This window comes from Streptomyces sp. NPDC014891, from assembly GCF_043081085.1.
Taxonomy (GTDB): domain Bacteria; phylum Actinomycetota; class Actinomycetes; order Streptomycetales; family Streptomycetaceae; genus Streptomyces.
In genome coordinates this window covers 122815-143641 of record NZ_JBIBWF010000008.1, presented here as the reverse complement: position 1 = coordinate 143641, position 20827 = coordinate 122815, and the positions used below count along the sequence as shown (strand labels likewise).

Here is a 20827-nt window from a genome sequence, read left to right as displayed (position 1 = left end):
TGTCCGCGCCCCGGGTGGTCGTGTGGACGGCGGGAGTTCCTGACTCACCCGCGGATGCGGGCTCACAGTGGCGGGACCGCGCCGGATTCTCACCGGGCTTCCTCCCCGGGGTCCTGGGACCCCATGCCGATCTGCATCCTAGATCGTGGCGTCGGCGGGCCCCAGGGAGCGGCGGAGTCGACCGGATCACACCCGCTGGTCGACCGGATCACACCCGCTGGTCGGCCGGTTCCCCGTCGGTATGCTCGCCGCCATGCCGCCCACCCCGCCCCCGACGCCCGAACCGGGCGAACCTCGCACAAGGGACCGTGGCGACGCGTGCCCCGGGGCGCTGCGCCTGCACTCCGCCGACGACGGCCGCCTCGCCCGACTCCGGCTTCCCGGAGGGCGCCTGACGGCACATCAGGTCGAGATCCTGGCGGCCGCCGCGGAGCGTCTGGGCGACGGACGGCTCAGCGTCACCTCCCGCGGCAACGCCGAGCTGCGCGGTCTCGGCGACGACTGCGGGGCCGAGCTGGCGGCGCTCCTCGCCGAGGCCGGCCTGCTGCCCTCCCCCAGCCACGAACGCGTCCGGAACATCGTCGCCTCGCCGGCCTCGGGCCTCGACGGACTCGGCGCGGCCGACGTGCAGTTGTGGGCCCGGGAGCTCGACACCCACCTGCTCTCCGCGCCCTGGGCGGCGGCGCTCTCCGGCCGGTTCCTCTTCGTCCTCGACGACGGGCGGGGGGACGTCGCCGGACTCGGCGGCGATGTGACCTTGGTCGCAGTGGGCGGCGGGGAGGCGGAGCTGCACGTCGGCGGGCGGGCCGTCCGGCTCGCGGCCTCCGACGCGCCCGCGGCCGCGCTGGCCGCGGCGGGCGGTTTCCTGGCCGCCGCCGCCGAGGCCGGCACCGGCGCCTGGCGGGTCCGCGAGCTGCCTCCGGGGTACGGCGTGGACCTCGCGGAGTGCGGGGTCGCCGGGGAATCCGTCCCCGCGCCGGCGCTCCCGTACGGCCCTCCCCCCGCGCCCGGCGTCCTCGGGCCCGCCGCCCTGTCGGTGCTCGCCCCGCTCGGCCGGCTCACCGCCGGCCGGCTGCGGGCGCTGCTCCCCGCCGACGAGGTACGGCTCACGCCCTGGCGCGGGGTCGTCGTGGCCGGAACGGACCCCGGGCGGCTGCCCCTGCTCGACGCGGCCGGGCTGATCACCCGCCCCGACTCCCCCTGGGCCGGGGTCACCGCCTGCACCGGACGGCCGGGCTGCGCCAAGTCCCTCGCGGACGTCCGCGAGGACGCGACACCGGGACCGACCCCGGGCCCCGGCTCCGGCTCGGGACCAGCCCCGGGCCCCGGCTCGGGCTCGGAACCGGCCCCGGGATCCGGCTCGCGCCGATCCGGCCCGCCCGTCCTCCCCGTGCACTTCTCCGGGTGCGAGCGGCGCTGCGGACACCCGCACGGCGTCTGGACCGACGTCCTCGCCACCGCCGGCGGCGACTACCTGGTGAACGGCGTTCCCACCCCCCGTACCGCCCTGCCCGAAGCCGTGACCGCGGCCCGCACGACGAGATGAGCGAGAGCAACAGGATGTTCGACTACGAGAAGGACGGGGCGGAGATCTACCGCCGGTCCTTTGCCACGATCCGCGCCGAGGCGGATCTGGCGGGCCTGCCCGCCGACGTCGCCCAGGTGGCGGTCCGGATGATCCACGCCTGCGGCATGACCGACCTCGTACGCGACATCGCCTGGTCGCCGCAGGTCGTCACGCGGGCCCGCGCCGCCCTCCGGGCCGGAGCACCGATCCTCTGCGACGCGCAGATGGTCGCGAGCGGCGTCACCCGGCGGCGGCTGCCCGCCGACAACGACGTGGTCTGCACCCTCTCCGACCCGTCCGTGCCGGCCCTCGCCGCCGAGCTGGGCACCACCCGCTCCGCCGCCGCCCTCGAACTGTGGCGGGACCGCCTCGAAGGCTCGGTCGTCGCCATCGGCAACGCGCCGACCGCCCTCTTCCACCTGCTCCAGATGGTCGCCGACGGCGCCGGGAGGCCCGCCGCCGTCCTCGGCATACCCGTCGGCTTCATCGGCGCCGCCGAGTCCAAGGACGCCCTGGCCGCACAGGACCTCGGCCTCGACTACCTCGTCGTCCGGGGCCGGCGCGGCGGCAGCGCGATGACGGCCGCCGCGATCAACGCGATCGCCCACGAAGCGGAGATCCAGGCATGACCACCGTGACCGGAAAGCTGTACGGCGTCGGCCTCGGGCCCGGCGACCCGGACCTCCTGACCCTCGCCGCGGTGAAGGCGATCGCCGCCGCCGACGTGATCGCGTACCACTCGGCCCGCCACGGCCGTTCCATCGCCCGCTCGATCGCCGCCGAGCACCTCCGCGAGGACCACATCGAGGAGCGGCTGATGTACCCGCTCACCGTGGAGACCACGGACCACCCGGGCGGCTACCGGGGCGCCCTGAACGACTTCTACGAGGAGGCCGCCGCCCGGCTCGCCGCGCACCTCGACGCCGGACGCACCGTCGCGGTCCTCGCCGAGGGCGACCCGCTGTTCTACGGCTCGTACCAGCACATGCACAAGCGGCTCGCCGACCGCTACGACACGACCGTCATCCCCGGCGTGACCTCGGTGTCCGCCGCCGCCGCCCGGCTCGGCGAGCCGCTGTGCGAGGCGGAGGAGGTCCTCACGATCATCCCCGGCACGCTGCCGGAGGACGAGCTGACGGCCCGCCTCGCGGGCACCGACTCGGCGGTCGTGATGAAGCTCGGCCGCACCTTCCCCACCGTGAAGCGGGCCCTGGACCGGGCCGGCCGCCTGGACGACGCCCGGTACGTGGAGCGGGCGTTCATGGCGGGCGAGCGGACCGGTGACCTCGTGGACGTCGACCCGGAGACCGTCCCGTACTTCTCGGTCGCCGTGCTCCCCTCCCGCGTCGACCGCGAGCCCGCCGTACGGGAGCGGGGCGAGGTCGTCGTCGTCGGCACCGGCCCGGCCGGCGCACCCTGGCTCACCCCGGAGTCGCGCGGCGCCCTCGTCAACGCCGACGTCCTCGTCGGCTACACCACCTACCTCGACCGGGTGCCGGTGCTGCGGCCCGGGCAGATCCGGCACGGCTCGGACAACAAGGTGGAGTCCGAGCGCGCCGAGTTCGCCCTCGACCTGGCCCGCCGCGGCCACCGGGTCGCGGTCGTCTCGGGCGGCGACCCCGGCGTCTTCGCGATGGCCACCGCAGTCCTGGAGGTGGCCTGCGAGACGGAGTACGCGGACGTGCCCGTACGGGTCCTCCCGGGGGTGACCGCCGCCAACGCGGCCGCCGCCGCCGCGGGCGCCCCGCTCGGCCACGACTACGCGACGATCTCCCTGTCCGACCGGCTCAAGCCCTGGGACGTCATCGAGGCCCGGCTGCGCGCCGCCGCCGGCGCCGACCTGGTCATCGCCCTGTACAACCCGGGCTCCAGGTCCCGCACGCACCAGGTCGCCGCGGCCCGCGACCTCCTCCTCGAACTCCGCTCCCCGCAGACCCCGGTGGTCGTCGCCCGCGACGTCGGCGGCCCCGAGCAGTCGGTGCGGGTGGTCACCCTCAAGACCCTGGAGCCCGCGGAGGTCGACATGCGGACCCTGCTGCTCGTCGGCTCGTCGCAGACACGGGCCGTGGAGCGGGCGGACGGCCGCACGATCACCTGGACGCCACGCCGCTACGGCTGACACCCGGGCGGGCGGACGGGGTCAGAACTCCTGCTGCTCGGCGCCGGGCGGCAGGAGGCAGGGGGTGCGGACGACGAGCAGGATCGACGTGTCGTCCAGGTCCTCGGCCGTGACCGCCTGCCGGTCCTTCGGGTGCCGGGCGTCGACGAGGTTCACCGGCTTGACGGCCGGGTCGGAGCGGTAGCCCTGGATCTCGAAGCCCTGCTTCTCCAGCTCGTCCTTGATCGCACGGATGCCGTCCGCCTGCCGGGCCTTGGGCAGGGCGGCCTTCACGCTGTAGCGCAACGTGAACCGTCCGTCGTCCGCCGACTCACCGCCCTTGCCGAGGCAGTCGGTGAACGAGGCCTTCTCGTCTCCCGCGACGAGCTTCGCCTCGGCCGTACGGGCCATCGACCCCGCCCAGTGCGCGGCCCAGGACTCCGCCTTGTCCTTGCTCATCCGGGGCAGCGGCTCGTTCTTCTCGGCGTCGGACATGCAGCCTCCCAGCAGCAGGACGAGGGTCGGTACGAGGGCGAGGGCCGCCCTCCGCTTGAAGGTCATGAGGCCGGTGCTCCTTACGGTCGCCGTCACGAGCGGGGTGTGTTGTCAGGCGTCAGGCCGGCGATGATGCGGCCCTGGTTCTCCAGGCTCTGGCTGCCGTCGTCCCAGTACCCACTGTGACCGCTGGTGTCGACGTACATCTGCTGTCCGCCGAAGGCGGGGTCGGCCGGGTTCTCGCCGAGGGTCTTGTCCGACGTCCAGTTCACGACGGTGTCGTCCTCCGCCGCGCCGACCCAGAGCCGCGAGGGCGAGACGTTGAGCTGGTCCGCCCGGTCCACGTTCAGCCCGGGGCTGCCGACCACGATCATGTCGTCGGCGCCGAGTCCCTTTCCACCGGAGTCGGCCGTGCCCACCATCGTGGAGCCGTAGCTGTGCCCGATGACCGTGAGATGGGTCGGTTCGCCCTGGTGCGAGGCGCGCAGCCCGCCGGTGAAGTCGCGCAGCGTCTCCGCGTCGTCCTCGGCCCGCCCGGGTGTGGTGACGCCGAGGTTGACGTTGAACTCGGTCGGCTTGCTCGGGTCCACGGTCGCCTCGGGGGCGTCGTAGTCCAGCCAGGCGATCACGGCGACGTCCGTTCCCCGGCCCGGCGTGCGGTCGGACGCGTCCTGGAGCTTCTCCGCCCGCGTGATCGAGTCACCGAAGTTGTCGAGCTGGTTGCTCGTCCCCGGCACCGACACCGCCGTGTGCTTCGCCGTGTCGGGGTTGCCGACGGCGACGATCGCGCGGCCGTCCTTCTCCGTGCTGAAGCCCAGCAGATACAGCTGCTTGTGCTCGGGCGCCGAGTCCGACTTGTCCAGGCGGTCCTTCATCGCCTGGAGGCCCCGGTAGCTGGAGCGGTCGTGGTAGCCGAGGCTTCCCTCGCGCAGCGCGTAGTCGTTGAGGCGCATGTCGAGCACGGTCCGGTTGGCCTGGTCGCGGGTGGTCGTGGGCAGGCCGTCGAGACCGCCGATCTGCTCCGGGTACGCCGCCAGGTACAGCCGCTGCTGCTCCTCGTCCAGGCCCTTCCACCAGTCCGCCGAGCGCTGCGGGTCCGTGCCGTCGGGGATGTCCTTCTTGTCGATGCCCGCGAAGGCGGCGACGCGGGCCGCGTCCTCCTGGGCGTGCGCGCCGCCGTACCGCTTGTCGAGGTCGAAGGGGTCGATCTGGCGCAGGACCTCGGCGCCCTCGTTGCTCGCCGACTCCGCTTCCAGGACGGCCGCGTCGATCCGGGCGCGGAAGCCGCCGAGCCCGGAGTTGGCGTCGCGCTGGATGTCCGCGTAGTCCGGGTCGTTGTGGTACTTGGGGTCCACAGCCTGCTTGGGCTCGACCCAGCCGTCGTCGCGGACCGTGTGGCCGGCGGCCTCCGCGTCGGCGACGGCGGCGCGGAGCTTGCGCTGGGCCGCCTGCATCTTGGTGTTGAGGGTGTCCAGGGTGGTGGCGATCAGCTGGGCGTTGGTGCGGCCCGTGCCCAGCTTGCTCTCCGTGGCCTCCATGGCGTCGAAGCCGTACGAGGCGCTGGTGCCCGACCAGCCCGCCTTGTGCAGCGGCCCGGTGACCCTCCGGCCGCTGCCGGTCTGGGTGTTCGTCAGGGCGCCGGCGAGCTTCTTCCACGAGCCGACGGCACTGTCCAGGTCCGCGAAATCCTGCTTCATCAACTGGGCGAAGTGCTCCGTCACGGCGCCGTCACCAGCCCTGGAAGCAGGAGATGACGTCCTGCTCCATGACGTCGCGTCCGTCGGCGAGGTGGCGCATGCCCTGGGCGTGCTCGGTGAGCCTGCCCCGCAGGGTCTCCAGGGCCGTGCCCCAGCCCTCGCCCGTCTGCGACATGCGCGCGCCGACGGTCCACGGTCCGAAGGCCGCGGCGGCCGACGCCAGATCGGTGCCCGCCTTGCGCAGCGGCTCCTGGAGGTCCGCCGCGAGCGTGTCGGCGGCGCCGGCCGAAGCCCGCAGGTCCCCCGCCGAGACATTGAGATCCCAACCCATGAGTGCCCCCCGATACGCACGCCATGCTTCCGGTACCGGGCGAGCGTAGCCGACGGGCCCCGGCCGTGATCAAGAGCAAAGACGGAACTGTGATCCAGCCGCTCACCATACGGACGGCGGGGATGTCATGGTTCGCAACTGCACCCGGAACGCACGCTCTTCGGGCTGCGGGCTCCGCGCGGCGGATCGCGCCCCGCGGCTCGGGTCAGTCGCGGGTGAAGGTGCCGAGTCCCGTCTCGTCCAGGTACTCGACGCGGACGGTCCGGCCGTCCGCGGAGAAGGTGACGGCGGTGGGGCCGACGGCGTTCTCCCCGCGGGTCTCGAAGCTGAACGTGTCGCCTTCGTAGTGCGTCAGCCGGTACGTCTGCGGTTCCGGCCCCAGGCGCAGCACCAGCCCTCCGTCCGCCTCCGCCACCGTCAGACGGCCGTAGTAGTCGCTCTCGTACGTGCCGGTGTAGGCGCCGTTCGCCTTCGCGGGCGTCGCGTCCGCCGGCTTCTTCGCGAAGTCCGTGTCCGAGCGGCCGGCTTCGGCCTCCTGCTCGTACAGGGCGTTGACGAGCGGCAGCCAGTCCCGGCTGGGCTTCCCGTCCTGCGCGGTGTCGAAGAAGTCGAGGGCGACGGCGTCGGCGACGCCGACCGGGGCGCCGTTGGTGAGGACGACGATGCCGAGCTGCTCGCCCGGCAGCATCGTGACGTTGGTGTGCGCGCCGAGCGCGAACGCGCCCGTGTGGGAGAGGCGCAGGCGTCCCTCGTCGTCGTACGACACGTTCCAGCCGAGGCCGTAGAAGCCGGTCCGCGCGGCGGGCGCCTGGGCCGGGACGGCCACCGCCTCGGGGTGGTGGGTGAGGTCGAGGGCGTCCTCCCCGACGATCCGCCGCCCGTCGAGCGAGCCGTTGGCGAGCTGGAGCCGCAGCCAGGTCGCCATGTCGGTGGCCGAGGAGCTGACACCGCCGGCGGGGGACTGGGCGTCCGGGTCCCGGACGAACTCCGCCTTCCAGGTCCCGTCGGGCTGCTTGACGTGCCCGTGCGCCCGGTCGGGGTTCGCGAGGAAGTCCTGGAAGCGGGAACTGGTGTCGTTCATGCCGGCGGGCTTGTAGAGGGTGTCCTCGGCGAGCTTCGCCCAGGACACGCCCTTCTCCGCGGCGACTGCCTCGGCGGCCGCCGTCAGACCGAAGTTGGTGTACGCGTAGCTCGCGCGGAACGGCGCGAGGGGCTCGTACCGCAGGTGCGACAGGATGTACTCCTGGTCGTAGCCGAGGTCCTCCAGCAGGTCGCCCGCGTGGTCGGGCAGGCCGCTGCGGTGCGAGAACAGGTCGGCGACCGTCACGTGGGACGTCACCCACGGGTCCTTCAGCCGGAACCCGGGGACTTCGGGCGAGACCGGCTTCTGCCAGCCCTCCACGCCGACCGCGCCGGAGACGACGGTGGAGGCGATCGGCTTGGACACGGAGGCCAGCTGGAAGACGGTGTCGGCGTCGACCGCGCCCTCCTTGCCGACCTCGCGGACGCCGTACCCCTTGATGTGGACGACCTCGCCCTTGTAGACGACGGCGACGGAGACGCCGGGCACGCCGGTCTTCCGCATCAGCTCCGCGACGTCCGGGTCGATCCGGTCGACGGCCCGGTCCACGTCCGCCCGGTCGAGCAGGGCGGGCGGCTGCGCCGGGGGAGGCTCGGGGGCGGGGGTCGGCGTGGGCGGCGTCGGGGCGGTGCCGGCGAGGGAGCCCATGCCGAGCACGGCCGCGACCCCCGCTGTGACCAGCCATCGGACGGTAACCACGCTTCCATTGAACGCCCGGGGGAGGCCGCTGTCGCGCCGGGCGGACCGGGGCCCCGCCAATCCGCTGGTCCGGCGCCTGAACCGGCCGGTAGAGTCCGCATCCGGCGGTGCCCCGGCCCCACCCGGACCGCCCGGCTCCCCCACGAGTCCGCGTCCCGTCGCCTGTTCCCCGTAGGTCCGGAAAGGGCCCCTTCTCTGTGACGACTCGTATCCGGCTGAGCGCCCTGGCCACGACGGCCGCGCTCGCCGCCTCCGGCGGTCTGCTGACCGCCTCCCCGGCCGCCGCCGTCAGCTGCACCGCCCCGGCGTGGAAGGCGGAGTACTACGCCAACACCACGCTCACCGGCACGCCCAGGCTGACCACCTGCGACAGCGCCATCGCCGAGAACTACGGCACCGGCGACCCGGCGGGCGTCACCCTGCCCAGGGACCACTTCGGCATCCGCTGGACCCTCACCCGCGACTTCGGCTCCGGCGGCCCCTTCACGTTCACCGCCGAAGCCCAGGACGGCGTCCGCGTCAGCCTCGACGGCGTCCGCAAGATCGACCTCTGGAGGAACAACTCCGTCACCCAGAAGAAGGCGCTCAACCTCACGGTCCCGGCGGGCCGCCACACCATCACGGTCCACTACGCGACCTGGACGGGCGCCGCCAACGTGAAGTTCGGCTACACGCCGAACACGTCGGCCACCGTCGACAAGGTCCGGCCGCTGGCGCCGACCGGGGCGACCGTCGCGTTCGACCGCCCCCTGGGCAGGGCCGCCCTGAAGTGGGCCGCCAACAGGGAGATGGACCACGCCGGTTACCGCGTCTACCGCCGGCCGAGCACGAGCACGACCTGGGCGAGGGTCAGCACCACCGTGCCCTTCACCGGCACCTCGTACGTCAACAGCCCGCCCGCCACCGGCCAGCGCTTCCTCTACGAGATCCGCGCCGTCGACAAGGCGGGCAACGAGTCGCCGGGCAGCGCCGACCTCACCGTCGCCACCGTCGACAAGATCCCGCCGCTCGCCCCGCACGTCATGCTGGACGCCTGCCCGGGCGACCTTCCCTTCGCCGCCCCGCAACTCGTCACCACGGCCGCGAACTCGGCCGACATCGCGTGGTACGAGGCCCAACGCCAGAACCCGGCGACCGGCGCCTGGACCACGGTCCACTCCGGCACCAGGGGCGCCTTCTGCGACACCGGCCAGCCCGCCGACGGCAGCAGGGTCACCTACCGGGGCCGGGCCCGCGACGCCGCCGGGAACTGGTCCGCGTACTCGCCGGCCACCCCCCTCACCACTTCGGACCTGACGCCCCCGGCGCCCGTCACCGACGTCCGCGTGGCATACCGGTCGGGCGTCCCCCACCTCAGGTGGTCCCCCGTGGCCGGCGCCGCCTCGTACCGGGTCGACCAGTACGACCCCGCCACCGGCGAGCACCTGAACGCCCTGCCCACGGGCGACAGCACGACGGCGACCGACGTCGTGCCGCGCCAGTCGGCCGCGGTGGCCGACACCTACCGGTACGCGGTGCGGGCGGTCGACGCGCGCGGCAACGCCGCCGCCCCCGTGGAGATCACCGTGTCGATGGCGGACCGGGCCGAGTCGATCCCGCCCTTCCGGATGGCGGCGAACAGGTTCGACGAGGGCGTGATGCTCTGGTGGCTCGGCGCCGACCCGTGGACCGTCGACCAGGGCCCTCTGCCCGCCTACCGGATCGTGCGGACCGACACCGCGACCGGTGAGACCAGCACCGTCGAGGCGTGCAAGCCGTTCACGTCGGACGACCGGCCCCTGACGGGCCCCGACGTGAGCTGGACCTGGTCCGACGACAGCGCTCCCGCGTACGCCGGACGCACGATGATCGACGGCCGCTGCTGGGACGTCCAGGGCAGGTCCAAGACGACGTACGAGTACCGGGTCGTGACGATCGACCGGTACGGGCGCACCTCGCAGCCCGGCCCCGCCGCCACGGAGACCACACCGGACACCGAGCGCCCGGCCCCGGTCCTGGACCTGACCGCCGAGCAGATCCCGCTCGGCGTCCGGCTCACCTGGACCCCGCCCGCCGACGACGACGTCGAGGGATACGCGGTGTGGCAGGAGGTCACCGACCCCGCCACCGGTGGGACCACGTGGACGAGGAACTGCTGGACGGGTGCCTCCCTGGCCAGGACCGAGATCCTCTGCCCGACGGTCCCGGACGGCCGCGAGCACACCTACCGGGTCGCCGCCATGGACCGGTTCGACCCGGACCCCGTCCTCGCGGAACTCAACCCGGCCGAGATCACCGTCACCCCGGCGGACACCCGGCCTCCGGGCTGGGCCGGCACCCAGGTCCACCAGGCCCAGTACCCCTCCCTCCTCCTGCAGTGCTCCGACGGGTCGTCCGTGCCCTGCGGGACCGCCACGCGGTACCGCGTGGAGCGCTGGAACCCGCTCGCGGGCTCGTGGACGACCCTCACCACGGGCGCCCTGCACGGCGCGCCCTCCGCGTACACGGACTCGGCGGTGGCCGGGGACCTGCTGAGCCTCCAGTACTACCGGGTGGTCCTCACCGACCCCTCGGGCGCCGAACAGTCGGTCCGCACGACGGCATACGGCATCTGGGCCTCCTGGCTCTGACCCGCGCCTACCGCAGCACCCACGCGGCGGCCTCCTCGGGGGTCGCCGCCACCGGGACGCCCTCCGGGGCCGGGGGGCGGCGGACCACGACGACCGGGAGGCCCGCCTCGCGGGCCGCGGTCAGCTTCGGGGCGGTCGCCGCGCCGCCGCTGTCCTTCGTCACCAGGACGTCGATCCGGTGGCGGGCGAGGACCTCCCGCTCGCCGTCCAGGGTGAACGGTCCGCGGTCGAGGAGGATCTCGGCGCGGCCCGGCACGGGGGCCTCGGGGGCGTCGACCGAGCGGATCAGGAACCACTCGGGGCGGTCCGCGAAGGCCGCGAGGCCCATGCGGCCGGTCGTCAGGAAGACCCGGTCGCCGAGGCCGTCGAGGGCCGCGGCCGCCTCCTCCTGGGAGGCCACCGGGTGCCAGTCGTCGCCCGCGACCGGGACCCAGCCGGGGCGGCGCAGCGCGAGCAGGGGAACATGGGCGGTGGCGGCCGCACGGGCCGCGTGGAAGCTGATCCGCTCGGCGAAGGGATGCGTGGCGTCGATGACCGCGTCCACGGCGTGCCCGCCGATCCAGTCGACGAGCCCGTCGACGCCGCCGAACCCGCCGATCCGCACCTCTCCCTCGGGCAGCCGGGGGCTCGCCACCCGCCCCGCGAGGGAGCTGGTGACCCGGGCCTCGCCGTGCAGCAGGGCCGCGAGGGCGCGGGCCTCGGTCGTCCCCCCGAGAATGAGTACGTGCACAGGAGTCCCTTCGTGACGGCAGGCGGCGGGCGCGAGGCCCAACTCAAGCACACGGGTCTGCGCCCGGGGTGGACGACGGGCGCCTGCGCGACGGCGGCGACGACGGCCGCGTACACGGCCCTCCTGACCGGCGGTTTCCCGGATCCGGTGACCATCACGCTGCCCAAGGGGCAGACGCCGGCCTTCGCCCTCACGGCGGAGTCCCTCGACGGCGGTACGGCCATGGCGGCGGTGACGAAGGACGCGGGCGACGACCCCGACGTCACGCACGGCGCCGTGATCCGCTCGACGGTACGGCTGCTGCCGCCCGGCTCGGGCATCGTCTTCCGGGCCGGTGAGGGCGTCGGCACGGTCACCCTGCCGGGCCTGCCCCTGGAGGTCGGGGAGCCCGCGATCAACCCGGTGCCGCGGCAGCTGATGCGGGCGCACGTGGCGGAGGTCGCGGCCCGGCACGGCGGCGTGGGCGACGTCGAGATCACCGTCTCCGTCGACCACGGCGCCGAGATCGCCCGTTCCACGTGGAACCCGCGCATCGGGATCCTGGGCGGCCTGTCGATCCTCGGCACCACGGGGGTCGTGGTCCCGTACTCCTGCTCGGCGTGGATCGACTCGATCCGCCGGGGCGTGGACGTGGCCCGCGCGGGCGGTCTGACGCATGTGGCGGGCTGTACGGGCTCGACGTCGGAGAAGACGGTCGCCGGGCTGTACGACCTGCCGGAGATCGCGCTCCTCGACATGGGGGACTTCGCGGGCGCGGTCCTCAAGTACGTCCGCCGCCACCCCGTCGACCGCCTCACGATCTGCGGCGGCTTCGCCAAGCTCTCCAAGCTGGCCGCCGGCCATCTGGACCTCCACTCGGCCCGCTCCCAGGTCGACAAGGGCTTCCTGGCGGAGCTGGCCCGCACGGGCGGCGCGTCGGAGGCCCTCGCGGCGGAGATCGCCGGGGCGAACACGGGCCTGGCGGCCCTCCGCCTCTGCGAGGCGGCAGGCGTCCCCCTGGGCGACCTGGTCGCCGCGCGGGCCCGCGACGAGGCCCTGACGGTCCTCCGGGGCGCCCCGGTGACGGTGGACGTGATCTGCATCGACCGCGCGGGCACGGTGGTGGGCCGGTCGGCGGTGGCGGGGCCGGGCGGCTCGTAGGCGGCGGGGGCGCTCTGACGGCGCCCTCGGGGGGCTTCTCCGTGACAGTCACGCCCTCGGGCGGCCGCGCGCCGAGCCGGGCGTACGGGTCCGCCGGCGCCGACCGGTCCGCGTCAGGCCTCCGGGTAGCCGATCTCCCGCACGTCCTCGGCGAGGTCCGCGAGCGTCACCGCGGGGTTGAGCGCGGCGACGACCTCCGCCGTCAGGGGGCGCAGGGCGAGCACGTGCCGCACCGCCCCGAGGTCGACGGGGCGCTCGTAGTACTCCTGGGCGAACTCCGCGTACGCCTCGGCCGAGCGGTCCGTCAGCAGCCGCAGGAGGCGGACCGAGCCGTCCGGGTCCTCGTCGGCCTCCAGGTCGCCGAAGTCGACCGGGCCCGTGTGCCAGGCCGTGTCCGCCGGCTCGCGCCACAGGCAGGCGGTGGTCACATGGACCCCGTCCTCGTCCGTGAACGCGGGCTCCGTCAGGTACTCCCGGAACGCCTCCGGGACCCCGTCGATCACTCCGGGCCAGGTCGCCCCGTCCGCGAGCGGGCCGAACGGGCTCATCGGCGACTCGTGGGCGAAGGCGCGCGCGAACACCCCGGCCGGGGAGAGGACGATCGTGTACTCGTCACCGGAACCGTTCTTCATCGACGCCAGCTGCTCGGTCTCCGACCAGTGCGCGTCGAAGGAGTAGTACCGGCTCTCCCACTCCGGGCAGAGCACGGCCTCCACCATCGCGAGCCCCCGGCTGTGGTCGCGCAGTTCCTCGATGCCCGGCAGCGCCCGGGCCACGTCGTAGACAGTCACGTCTCCATGAGACCGCACGCCGCCGACAGCCGACATGCGGCCCCTCGATCACGAACCTAGGCTTACCAGCACATACCGCCCGGAACGAGAGGGAGCCCCATGGCCAAGCGAGGCAACAAGCGGCGCGCCCGCAAGAAGAAGAGCGCCAACCACGGCAAGCGTCCCAACGCCTGACGCCGTCCACGCGCGGGGCCCCGGGGATCGGACTCCCGGGGGCCCCGCGCGTGTGCGTCAGCAGACGTGCCGGTCGCGGGCCGGGTCGTACAGGTGGCTGTCGCGGAACTCCGAGGCCGCCAGCGTGCGGCCGACCAGGATGACCGCCGTCTTCGTGATGCCGGCCTCCTTCAGCTGGTCCGCGATGTCCGCGAGGGTGCCCCGCAGCACGATCTCGTCGGGGCGGGCGGCCATCGCCACGACCGCCGCCGGGCAGTCCTCGCCGTAGTGGGGGACGAGTTCGGCGACGACCCGGTCCGCGTACCGCGCGGCCAGGTGGAGGACGAGAAGCGCGCCGCTGCGGCCCAGGGTCGCCAGGTCCTCGCCCTCCGGCATGGGCGTGGCCTGCTGGGCGACCCGGGTGAGGATCACCGTCTGGCCGACCGTGGGGACGGTCAGCTCCCGCTTCAGCGCCGCCGCGGCCGCCGCGAAGGCGGGGACGCCGGGCACGACCTCGTACGGGATGCCCGCGGCGTCCAGGCGCCGCATCTGCTCGGCCATCGCGCTGAACACCGACGGGTCGCCCGAGTGCAGCCGGGCCACGTCCTGGCCGGCCTCGTGGGCGGCGACGATCTCGGCGATGATCCGGTCCAGGTCGAGCCGGGCCGTGTCGACGAGCCTGGCGTCCGGCGGGCACTCGGCGAGCAGCTCGGTCGGGACGAGGGACCCGGCGTACAGGCAGACCCCGCACGTCGCGAGCGTCCGTGCGCCGCGCACGGTGATCAGGTCGGCCGCGCCGGGACCCGCGCCGATGAAGTAGACGGTCATCGCTCTTCAGAACCTTTCGTTGCGGACCACTGCGTGACCGGCATCGCCTGGCGCCAGCCGGTGAAGCCGCCCACGGGGACGGCCGCGGCCACGGCGAGCCGGACCAGTTCGCCGCCGTGGCGGCGGTGGCGTTCGGCGAGGAGCGCCTCGGACTCCAGGGTCACGGTGTTGGCGACGAGCCGGCCGCCGGCGGGCAGCGCGTCCCAGCAGGCGTCGAGGAGGCCGGGCGCGGTGAGGCCGCCGCCGATGAAGATCGCGTCGGGGGTCTCCAGGCCGGTGAGGGCCTCGGGTGCCGGGCCCGTGACCACGCGCAGGCCGGGGACGCCGAGGGCGTCGGCGTTCCGCTCGATCCGTTCCGCGCGCTCCGCCGCCCTCTCGACCGCGACCGCCCGGCAGGAGGGGTGGCTGCGCATCCACTCGATGCCGATGGAGCCCGAGCCGCCGCCGACGTCCCAGAGGAGTTCGCCGGGGGCGGGCGCGAGGGCGGCGAGGGTGGCGGCCCGCACGTACCGCTTGGTGAGCTGGCCGTCGTGCTCGTACGCCTCGTCCGGCAGTCCGGGCACCGCGCCGAGCCGGAGCGTGTCCGGGTCGCGCACGCAGTCGAGGGCGAGGACGTGGAGCGCGTCGGTCCGCTCGTACGGCCAGTCGGCGGCCGTGCCGTCGAGGAGCCGCTCGCGGTCCCCGCCGAGCTGTTCCAGGACGCGGACGCGGGTGCCGCCCCAGCCGGTGTCCCGGAGCAGGGCCGCGACCCGCGCGGGGGTCTCGGGGCCTTCGCCGAGGACGAGGAGCCGGCGGCCGGGGTGGAGCGCCGCGGAGAGTGCGCCGAGGGGGCGGGCGACGAGGGAGAGGGTCTCGACGGCCTCCAGGGGCCAGCCGAGCCGGGCGGCGGCGTAGGAGACGGACGAGGGGTGGGGGTGGATCCGGAGGCGGTCGGCGCCGACGGTCTCGGCGAGGGTGCGGCCGATGCCGTAGAAGGAGGGGTCGCCGCTGGCGAGGACGGCGACGGTCCGGTCCTGGTGAGCGGCGAGCAGTCCGGGGACGGCGGGGCGGAGCGGGGAGGGCCAGGCGACGCGTGCGCCGGGGCAGTCGGCGGCCGGGAGGAGGCCGAGCTGGCGGGGGGCGCCGATCAGGACCTCGGCGGTCCGCAGGACGCGGCGGGAGCTTTCGGGGAGCCCGTCCCAGCCGTCCGCGCCGATTCCGACGACCGCTATCGCACCGTTCACCTGCGCGACTCTACGGGAGGGCCGTTTTCCGGCGGTACGTGGCGGGCCCCACGCCGACCCCGGCGCGCGGTCCGGCGGTGGCGGGAATAGCGCAGGGGGGTGCCCCGTTGTAGCGGACGGTCCAGGTAGTTTACGATTCAACCAACAGCCCCCCAGGCGAGAGGTGAGCACGATGCAGTTCGGGATCTTCACCGTCGGCGACGTGACGACCGACCCCACCACCGGCCGCACCCCCACCGAGCACGAGCGGATCAAGAACACCGTCGCCATCGCGCTCAAGGCCGAAGAGGTCGGACTGGACGTCTTCGCGACCGGCGAGCACCACAACCCCCCGTTCGTGCCCTCCTCCCCCACCACCCTCCTCGGGCACATCGCCGCCCGCACGGAGAACCTGATCCTCTCCACCTCCACCACGCTGATCACCACCAACGACCCGGTGAAGATCGCCGAGGACTACGCGACCCTCCAGCACCTCGCCGACGGCCGCGTGGACCTCATGACGGGCCGCGGCAACACCGGCCCGGTCTACCCGTGGTTCGGCCAGGACATCCGGCAGGGCATCCCGCTCGCCATCGAGAACTACGCGCTCCTCCACAGGCTGTGGAGGGAGGACGTGGTCGACTGGGAGGGCAGGTTCCGCAGCGCCCTCCAGGGCTTCACCTCCACCCCGCGCCCGCTCGACGGCGTCCCGCCCTTCGTCTGGCACGGCTCCATCCGCTCCCCCGAGATCGCCGAGCAGGCCGCCTACTACGGCGACGGCTTCTTCGCCAACCACATCTTCTGGCCCAAGCAGCACACCGAGAAGATGGTCCGCCTCTACCGCCAGCGGTACGCGCACCACGGCCACGGCACCCCGGAGCAGGCGATCGTCGGCCTCGGCGGCCAGGTCTTCCTGCGGAAGAACTCCCAGGACGCGGTACGGGAGTTCCGCCCGTACTTCGACAACGCGCCGGTCTACGGCCACGGCCCCTCCCTGGAGGAGTTCTCCCGCGAGACCCCGCTGACCGTCGGCTCGCCGCAGGAGGTCATCGAGCGCACCCTGTCCTTCCGCGACTACGTGGGCGACTACCAGCGGCAGCTCTTCCTCGTCGACCACGCCGGGCTGCCCCTCAAGACGGTCCTGGAGCAGCTCGACATCCTCGGCGAGGAGGTCGTCCCGGTGCTGCGCAAGGAGTTCGCGAACCTGCGTCCGGCGGACGTCCCCGCCACCGCCCCGCTCCACCCCGCCGTCCTCGCCGCCCGCACCGACAAGGAGCAGTGACGTCATGCAGACCCTGAAGCTGGTCGCGGTCTCCGCCGGCCTCAGCTCCCCCTCCTCCACCCGGCTGCTCGCCGACCGGCTCCTCCAGGCCGCCCGGTACCGGCTGGCCGAGCAGGAGTACGCCGTCGACGTCCAGGTCGTCGAACTGCGCGACCTCGCCGTCGACATCGCGAACAACCTCGTGACCGGCTTCCCCTCCGGGCGGCTCCAGGACGCGATCGACGCGGTGACCGGCGCCGACGGCGTCATCGCGGTGACGCCGGTCTTCACCGCCTCCTACAGCGGTCTCTTCAAGTCGTTCTTCGACCTGGTCGACCCGGCCGCGCTGACCGGCACCCCGGTCCTGATCGGCGCGACCGGCGGCACCGCCCGGCACTCCCTGGTCCTGGACCACGCGCTGCGGCCGCTCTTCGCCTACCTGCGGGCCCAGGTCCTCCCGACCGCCGTCTACGCGGCGTCGGAGGACTGGGGCACCGGCGGGGACGCGTACACCGAAGGGCTGCCCTCCCGGATCACCCGGGCGGGCACCGAGTTCGCGGACGCGGTCGCGGCCCGGCCCTCGCGGCGCGCCGGCGAGGACGAGGTCGTCCCGTTCGCGCGGCAATTGGCCGATCTGCGGATGGATTGAGCACTTTGTTACGTTGGAGGCGCAGGATTCAGATGTGCCGTACAACGAACGGAGTTCCGTGATGGCCGGCAGGATCGTGGTGGGCGTGGACGGTTCGGAGCCCTCCCTGAAGGCGCTGGCGTGGGCGGCCGGACAGGCCGCCCTCACCGGGGACGCCCTCCAGACGCTGATCGGCTGGGAGTACCCGGCCTCCTGGGCCGGGCTCATGCCGGGCGTGCCGCCGGAGTTCGACCCCGAGCGGCTCGCGAAGCAGATCCTCGACGAGGCGATCGACCAGACCCTCACTCCGTCCCAGGCCGCCGCCGTCACCCGTACGGTCGTCGGCGGCAACGCCCCGCAGGCCCTGCTCGGCGCCGCCGAGGGCGCCACCCTGCTGGTCGTCGGGGACCGCGGCCGCAGCGGCTTCACGGCGGCCGTGCTCGGCTCGGTCTCCCTGCACGTCACCCAGCACGCGCCCTGCCCGGTGGTCGTGGTCCGGGGCGTGTAGGGGCGGGCGCCCGCCGCGCGGCGGGCGGTGGCCGGACGCATGATGCCCTCATGGACATCAAGCTGGAACTGGTCGCCGTCCCCGTCACCGACGTCGACCGCGCCAAGGCCTTCTACGAGCAGGTCGGCTTCCACGCCGACCACGACGTGCCCGTCAGCGAGGACATCCGGTTCGTGCAGATGACCCCGCCGGGCTCCGCCTGCTCGATCGCCTTCGGCAAGGGACTCACCGAGATGCCCCCGGGCTCCCTCGACAACATGCAGGTCGTCGTCACCGACATCGAGGAGGCCCACCGCGAGCTCAGCGCGCGCGGGATCGCGGTCAGCGACATCGCCGACATGCCGTGGGGCTCGTTCGTCTTCTTCGCCGACCCGGACGGCAACCGCTGGGCCGTCCAGCAGACCAAGCCGCGCGGCGCCTAGCACTGCCTCGCGTGGGGTCGCCGTGCGGTGGGGGGGCCGCGCCGTCACTTCCGGTTGTAGAGCCGCATCGTGACCGCCCCGAAGACGAGCACGAGCACCGCCGACCAGCCGAGCGACCAGGCGATGTCCGCGGCCGGCCAGTCGCCCGCCATCAGCTCCCGTACGGCCGTCGCCAGATGGGTGACCGGGCTGTTGTTGACGAAGGCCTGCAGCCAGCCCGGCATCGTGCTGGGGTCGACGAAGACGTTCGACAGGAACGTCAGCGGGAAGATCACCATCATCGACACGCCCATGACGGACTTCTCGCTGCGCAGCAGCAGACCGAACATGGTCCAGATCCACGAGAACGAGAACGAGAAGACCACCAGCAGCGCGACCCCGAGCAGCACGCCGACGATCCCGCCGTCCGGCCGGTACCCGATGATCATGCCGACGGTCAGCATCACGGCCGAGGCGATCAGATAGCGGACGACGTCGCCGAGGAGATAACCGACCATCGGCGCCGGGCGCCAGATCGGCAGCGTGCGGAAGCGGTCGAAGACGCCCTTCTCGATGTCGGTGTTGACCGAGATCCCGGTGTACATCGTGATCATCACGACGCTCATCACCAGGATGCCGGGCAGCAGGAACTGGATGTACGACGAGACGGAGCCGGCCAGCGCACCGCCGAAGAGGTACGTGTACATCAGCACCATCATGATCGGGAACGCGGTCACGTCGAACAGCTGCTCCGGCACGTGCTTGATCTTCAGCATGGCCCGCCAGCCGAAGGTCATCGAGGCGGAGAGCGCGCTGGGGCGCGGCGGGCGGGAGTGGCCCACGAGCAGCGCCGCGAGTTCGTCGGCCTTCGGTGCGACGAAGTCGAGCGTGTCGGCCGTCCGGCCGTCCTTGGTGGTGACGGTGGTCATGCCGCCGGTCCCTTCCGGTCGGTGTCGGTGCCGGTCCGGGGGTCGGTTCCGGTGCCGGGCGCGGGTCCGCCGGACGCGGACCGGTCCGTCAGCGCCAGGAAGACCTCGTCGAGACTGGGCTGGCCCAGCGCGAAGTTGTCGACGGTGATCCCCGCCCGCGCCAGTTCCGCGAGCGCCCGCGCGGCCTGCTCGGCGGCCCCCAGGTCCGTCCCGTGGCCGTCGACGGTGGCGGTGAGCGCGACCGGGTCGGCGTCGAGTGTCACGGTCGCGTTCAGGGCGCCCACGATGACCCGCTCGGCCTCGGGCCGCTGCTCCGGGTCCCGGAGGCGGACGTGCACGGAACCGGAGCCGACGGAGGCCTTCAGCTCGCCCTTCGTGCCCTCCGCGATCACCTTGCCGTGGTCGATGACGGCGATCCGGGAGGCCAGCTGGTCGGCCTCGTCCAGGTACTGGGTGGTGAGCAGGACGGTGGTGCCCTGGGCGACCACCGCGCGGACGATGTCCCAGACCTGGTTGCGGCTGCGCGGGTCGAGGCCGGTGGTCGGCTCGTCGAGGAACAGCAGGTCGGGGGTGTTGAGGATGGACGCGGCGATGTCGATGCGGCGGCGCATGCCGCCCGAGTAGTTCTTGACCTGCTTGTCGGCGGCCTCCGCGAGTCCGAACGCGGCGAGCAGCTGGGCGGAGCGGTCGCGGGCGGCCGGCCGGGTGTGCCCGAGGAGCCGGCCGAGCAGGACGAGGTTCTCGGTGCCGGTCAGGTCCTCGTCGACGGAGGCGTACTGCCCGGTGAGGCTCACCCGGCTCCGTACGGTGTCGGCGTCCTTGACGACGTCCTTGCCGAAGACGCGGGCCCGGCCGGCGTCGGGGCGGAGCAGGGTGGCGAGCATCTTGACGGCGGTGGTCTTGCCGGCGCCGTTGGGCCCGAGGACCCCGTACACGGTTCCGGCGGGCACCCGGAGGTCGATGCCGTCGACGGCGCGGTTGCTGCCGAAGACCTTGACCAGGCCCTCGGTCTCGATGGCGAGGTCGGTCATGCCGTGGATCCTCCTGGAAGAGGGCGCGGAGCAGACGTACGCGGGAGGCGGGCGCTCCTCCCAGTGTCCGCCGCCCACCGCCGGAGCGCCAGGCCGGCGCCGGGACGGCGCGGGAGCAGCTCCGGCGCCGGAACGTCTCCCGTCAGTAGGCCGCGGGACGGCCGCGGCCGTCCTCGTGGGTGTAGAAGAGGTAGTAGGAGGCGGCGCCGTTGAGTGCGCCGAAGGCCAGTCCGAGTCCGCTCGACGACAGGACGCTGGCGCCCGAGAGGCTGTAGAGGAAGCCGGCCGCGATGCCCGCCAGGGCCCCCCAGGCGGCGGCCCGCAGCTCGCGTGGCAGGGCCCGGCCGAAGCGCCGGAGCACGTAGATGCCCGCGCCGAGGACCACCGCGGAGACCAGGCCGAGCCACCAGTCCCCCGCGGTGGTGGTGCCGCCCTGGCGGGCCGTGGTCGCCGCGTAGAGGCCGTAGAAGACGCCGATGACGACCGGGGTGGCCAGGCCGTGCGTGCCGAACGGCTTGCGGACGGGTATCGCTGCGTGTGCGGCCATGGCAGGAGCTCCTTCGTCTCTCGCCCCCCTGCTGCTTCCCGCACCCTCCAGGGCACACCCCCGCCCGGCGCCCCGCAAGTGGATCAGGCGCGGCGAGCGGG

21 protein-coding genes and 1 riboswitch are annotated in these 20827 nt (G+C 73.7%); of the genes, 10 read left to right on the top strand and 11 right to left on the bottom strand.

Translation table 11 applies throughout. The features are described 5' to 3' along the window. Positions 1-14: 14 nt before the first annotated feature. A riboswitch (cobalamin riboswitch) is annotated at positions 15-140 on the bottom strand. A 101-nt stretch (positions 141-241) separates the two neighbouring features. Genes ACF09E_RS23305 through cobJ form a run of 3 tightly spaced genes read left to right on the top strand, consistent with a single transcriptional unit; the run spans position 242 to position 3686 of the window. Next, entirely contained in the window at positions 242-1546 is a 1305-nt protein-coding gene (locus ACF09E_RS23305; protein WP_392206836.1) for a cobalamin biosynthesis protein CobG, read from the top strand. Continuing rightward, positions 1543-2196 (top strand): precorrin-8X methylmutase, encoded by a 654-nt coding sequence (locus tag ACF09E_RS23300; RefSeq protein ID WP_361856619.1) that lies wholly within the window; start codon positions 1543-1545, stop codon positions 2194-2196. The genes ACF09E_RS23305 and ACF09E_RS23300 overlap by 4 nt, the downstream gene beginning before the upstream one ends. After that, positions 2193-3686 carry a precorrin-3B C(17)-methyltransferase gene (gene cobJ, locus ACF09E_RS23295; RefSeq protein ID WP_392206835.1) on the top strand — a complete coding sequence of 498 codons (1494 nt, stop codon included), beginning with the start codon at positions 2193-2195 and terminating at the stop codon, positions 3684-3686. Before ACF09E_RS23300 ends, cobJ begins: the two co-directional genes overlap by 4 nt. A gap of 21 nt (positions 3687-3707) precedes the next feature. On the opposite strand, the gene ACF09E_RS23290 is transcribed toward cobJ, so the two are convergent. The 4 genes from ACF09E_RS23290 to ACF09E_RS23275 all read right to left on the bottom strand — a co-directional run bounded on the left by ACF09E_RS23290 (position 3708) and on the right by ACF09E_RS23275 (position 7917). Beyond that, positions 3708-4226, bottom strand: coding sequence for a hypothetical protein (locus ACF09E_RS23290; RefSeq protein WP_392206834.1), 519 nt, complete (start codon positions 4224-4226; stop codon positions 3708-3710). Positions 4227-4252: 26 nt separating this feature from the next. Further along, a complete protein-coding gene (locus ACF09E_RS23285) occupies positions 4253-5881 on the bottom strand; it encodes an alpha/beta hydrolase (protein ID WP_392206833.1) in 1629 nt (542 codons plus the stop codon). Positions 5882-5888: 7 nt separating this feature from the next. Then, the gene (locus tag ACF09E_RS23280; RefSeq protein WP_392206832.1) at positions 5889-6188 is read right to left on the bottom strand and encodes a hypothetical protein; all 300 of its coding nucleotides are present in this window, start codon (positions 6186-6188) and stop codon (positions 5889-5891) included. Between the two features lie 205 nt (positions 6189-6393). After that, positions 6394-7917 carry a serine hydrolase gene (locus ACF09E_RS23275; protein ID WP_392207085.1) on the bottom strand — a complete coding sequence of 508 codons (1524 nt, stop codon included), beginning with the start codon at positions 7915-7917 and terminating at the stop codon, positions 6394-6396. A gap of 248 nt (positions 7918-8165) precedes the next feature. On the opposite strand from ACF09E_RS23275, the gene ACF09E_RS23270 reads away from it, so the two are divergent. After that, on the top strand, positions 8166-10577 hold the full coding sequence (locus ACF09E_RS23270; protein WP_392206831.1) for a PA14 domain-containing protein: 2412 nt from the start codon (positions 8166-8168) through the stop codon (positions 10575-10577). A gap of 7 nt (positions 10578-10584) precedes the next feature. Here the strand turns inward: ACF09E_RS23270 and ACF09E_RS23265 are convergent, their stop codons facing one another. After that, a complete protein-coding gene (locus ACF09E_RS23265; RefSeq protein ID WP_392206830.1) occupies positions 10585-11307 on the bottom strand; it encodes a cobalt-precorrin-6A reductase in 723 nt (240 codons plus the stop codon). Here ACF09E_RS23265 and ACF09E_RS23260 point away from each other — a divergent pair. Further along, positions 11302-12447, top strand: coding sequence for a cobalt-precorrin-5B (C(1))-methyltransferase (locus tag ACF09E_RS23260; protein ID WP_392206829.1), 1146 nt, complete (start codon positions 11302-11304; stop codon positions 12445-12447). The genes ACF09E_RS23265 and ACF09E_RS23260 overlap by 6 nt on opposite strands. A gap of 113 nt (positions 12448-12560) precedes the next feature. On the opposite strand, the gene ACF09E_RS23255 is transcribed toward ACF09E_RS23260, so the two are convergent. Beyond that, complete coding sequence (locus ACF09E_RS23255) at positions 12561-13274, bottom strand: hypothetical protein (protein ID WP_392206828.1); 714 nt, start codon at positions 13272-13274, stop codon at positions 12561-12563. Between the two features lie 63 nt (positions 13275-13337). Here ACF09E_RS23255 and ACF09E_RS23250 point away from each other — a divergent pair, with 63 nt between their 5' ends. Further along, positions 13338-13412, top strand: a complete 75-nt coding sequence (locus ACF09E_RS23250) for a 50S ribosomal protein bL37 (protein ID WP_383431233.1) — start codon at positions 13338-13340, stop codon at positions 13410-13412. Positions 13413-13469: 57 nt separating this feature from the next. On the opposite strand, the gene cobM is transcribed toward ACF09E_RS23250, so the two are convergent. Further along, positions 13470-14219, bottom strand: coding sequence for a precorrin-4 C(11)-methyltransferase (gene cobM / locus ACF09E_RS23245; protein ID WP_392206827.1), 750 nt, complete (start codon positions 14217-14219; stop codon positions 13470-13472). Next, complete coding sequence (cbiE, locus tag ACF09E_RS23240) at positions 14216-15442, bottom strand: precorrin-6y C5,15-methyltransferase (decarboxylating) subunit CbiE (RefSeq protein WP_392206826.1); 1227 nt, start codon at positions 15440-15442, stop codon at positions 14216-14218. Before cbiE ends, cobM begins: the two co-directional genes overlap by 4 nt. Before the next feature lie 172 nt (positions 15443-15614). Here cbiE and ACF09E_RS23235 point away from each other — a divergent pair, with 172 nt between their 5' ends. The 4 genes from ACF09E_RS23235 (at position 15615) to ACF09E_RS23220 (ending at position 18240) form a co-directional block, all read left to right on the top strand. Beyond that, positions 15615-16703 (top strand): LLM class flavin-dependent oxidoreductase, encoded by a 1089-nt coding sequence (locus tag ACF09E_RS23235; RefSeq protein WP_392206825.1) that lies wholly within the window; start codon positions 15615-15617, stop codon positions 16701-16703. A gap of 4 nt (positions 16704-16707) precedes the next feature. Continuing rightward, entirely contained in the window at positions 16708-17331 is a 624-nt protein-coding gene (locus ACF09E_RS23230) for an FMN reductase (RefSeq protein WP_392206824.1), read from the top strand. Between the two features lie 61 nt (positions 17332-17392). Further along, on the top strand, positions 17393-17818 hold the full coding sequence (locus ACF09E_RS23225) for a universal stress protein (protein WP_392207083.1): 426 nt from the start codon (positions 17393-17395) through the stop codon (positions 17816-17818). A 50-nt stretch (positions 17819-17868) separates the two neighbouring features. Next, complete coding sequence (locus ACF09E_RS23220) at positions 17869-18240, top strand: VOC family protein (protein WP_392206823.1); 372 nt, start codon at positions 17869-17871, stop codon at positions 18238-18240. A 44-nt stretch (positions 18241-18284) separates the two neighbouring features. Here the strand turns inward: ACF09E_RS23220 and ACF09E_RS23215 are convergent, their stop codons facing one another. From ACF09E_RS23215 to ACF09E_RS23205, 3 genes are all read right to left on the bottom strand, one after another. Continuing rightward, positions 18285-19148 carry an ABC transporter permease gene (locus ACF09E_RS23215; protein WP_392206822.1) on the bottom strand — a complete coding sequence of 288 codons (864 nt, stop codon included), beginning with the start codon at positions 19146-19148 and terminating at the stop codon, positions 18285-18287. Further along, entirely contained in the window at positions 19145-20179 is a 1035-nt protein-coding gene (locus tag ACF09E_RS23210; RefSeq protein ID WP_392206821.1) for an ATP-binding cassette domain-containing protein, read from the bottom strand. The genes ACF09E_RS23215 and ACF09E_RS23210 overlap by 4 nt, the downstream gene beginning before the upstream one ends. Positions 20180-20321: 142 nt before the next feature. Continuing rightward, positions 20322-20726 (bottom strand): hypothetical protein, encoded by a 405-nt coding sequence (locus ACF09E_RS23205; RefSeq protein ID WP_392206820.1) that lies wholly within the window; start codon positions 20724-20726, stop codon positions 20322-20324. Positions 20727-20827: the final 101 nt, after the last annotated feature.

What these genes read in the sequence shown, in the direction of transcription:
- ACF09E_RS23305 (WP_392206836.1), top strand. Translation starts at nt 242, where the DNA reads ATGCTCGCCGCCATGCCGCCCACCCCGCCCCCGACGCCCGAACCGGGC.
- ACF09E_RS23300 (WP_361856619.1), top strand. Translation starts at nt 1,543, where the DNA reads ATGAGCGAGAGCAACAGGATGTTCGACTACGAGAAGGACGGGGCGGAG.
- cobJ (WP_392206835.1), top strand. Translation starts at nt 2,193, where the DNA reads ATGACCACCGTGACCGGAAAGCTGTACGGCGTCGGCCTCGGGCCCGGC.
- ACF09E_RS23290 (WP_392206834.1), bottom strand. Translation starts at nt 4,226, where the DNA reads ATGACCTTCAAGCGGAGGGCGGCCCTCGCCCTCGTACCGACCCTCGTC.
- ACF09E_RS23280 (WP_392206832.1), bottom strand. Translation starts at nt 6,188, where the DNA reads ATGGGTTGGGATCTCAATGTCTCGGCGGGGGACCTGCGGGCTTCGGCC.
- ACF09E_RS23275 (WP_392207085.1), bottom strand. Translation starts at nt 7,917, where the DNA reads ATGGGCTCCCTCGCCGGCACCGCCCCGACGCCGCCCACGCCGACCCCC.
- ACF09E_RS23255 (WP_392206828.1), bottom strand. Translation starts at nt 13,274, where the DNA reads ATGTCGGCTGTCGGCGGCGTGCGGTCTCATGGAGACGTGACTGTCTAC.
- cobM (WP_392206827.1), bottom strand. Translation starts at nt 14,219, where the DNA reads ATGACCGTCTACTTCATCGGCGCGGGTCCCGGCGCGGCCGACCTGATC.
- ACF09E_RS23235 (WP_392206825.1), top strand. Translation starts at nt 15,615, where the DNA reads ATGCAGTTCGGGATCTTCACCGTCGGCGACGTGACGACCGACCCCACC.
- ACF09E_RS23230 (WP_392206824.1), top strand. Translation starts at nt 16,708, where the DNA reads ATGCAGACCCTGAAGCTGGTCGCGGTCTCCGCCGGCCTCAGCTCCCCC.
- ACF09E_RS23225 (WP_392207083.1), top strand. Translation starts at nt 17,393, where the DNA reads ATGGCCGGCAGGATCGTGGTGGGCGTGGACGGTTCGGAGCCCTCCCTG.
- ACF09E_RS23220 (WP_392206823.1), top strand. Translation starts at nt 17,869, where the DNA reads ATGGACATCAAGCTGGAACTGGTCGCCGTCCCCGTCACCGACGTCGAC.
- ACF09E_RS23215 (WP_392206822.1), bottom strand. Translation starts at nt 19,148, where the DNA reads ATGACCACCGTCACCACCAAGGACGGCCGGACGGCCGACACGCTCGAC.
- ACF09E_RS23210 (WP_392206821.1), bottom strand. Translation starts at nt 20,179, where the DNA reads ATGACCGACCTCGCCATCGAGACCGAGGGCCTGGTCAAGGTCTTCGGC.
- ACF09E_RS23205 (WP_392206820.1), bottom strand. Translation starts at nt 20,726, where the DNA reads ATGGCCGCACACGCAGCGATACCCGTCCGCAAGCCGTTCGGCACGCAC.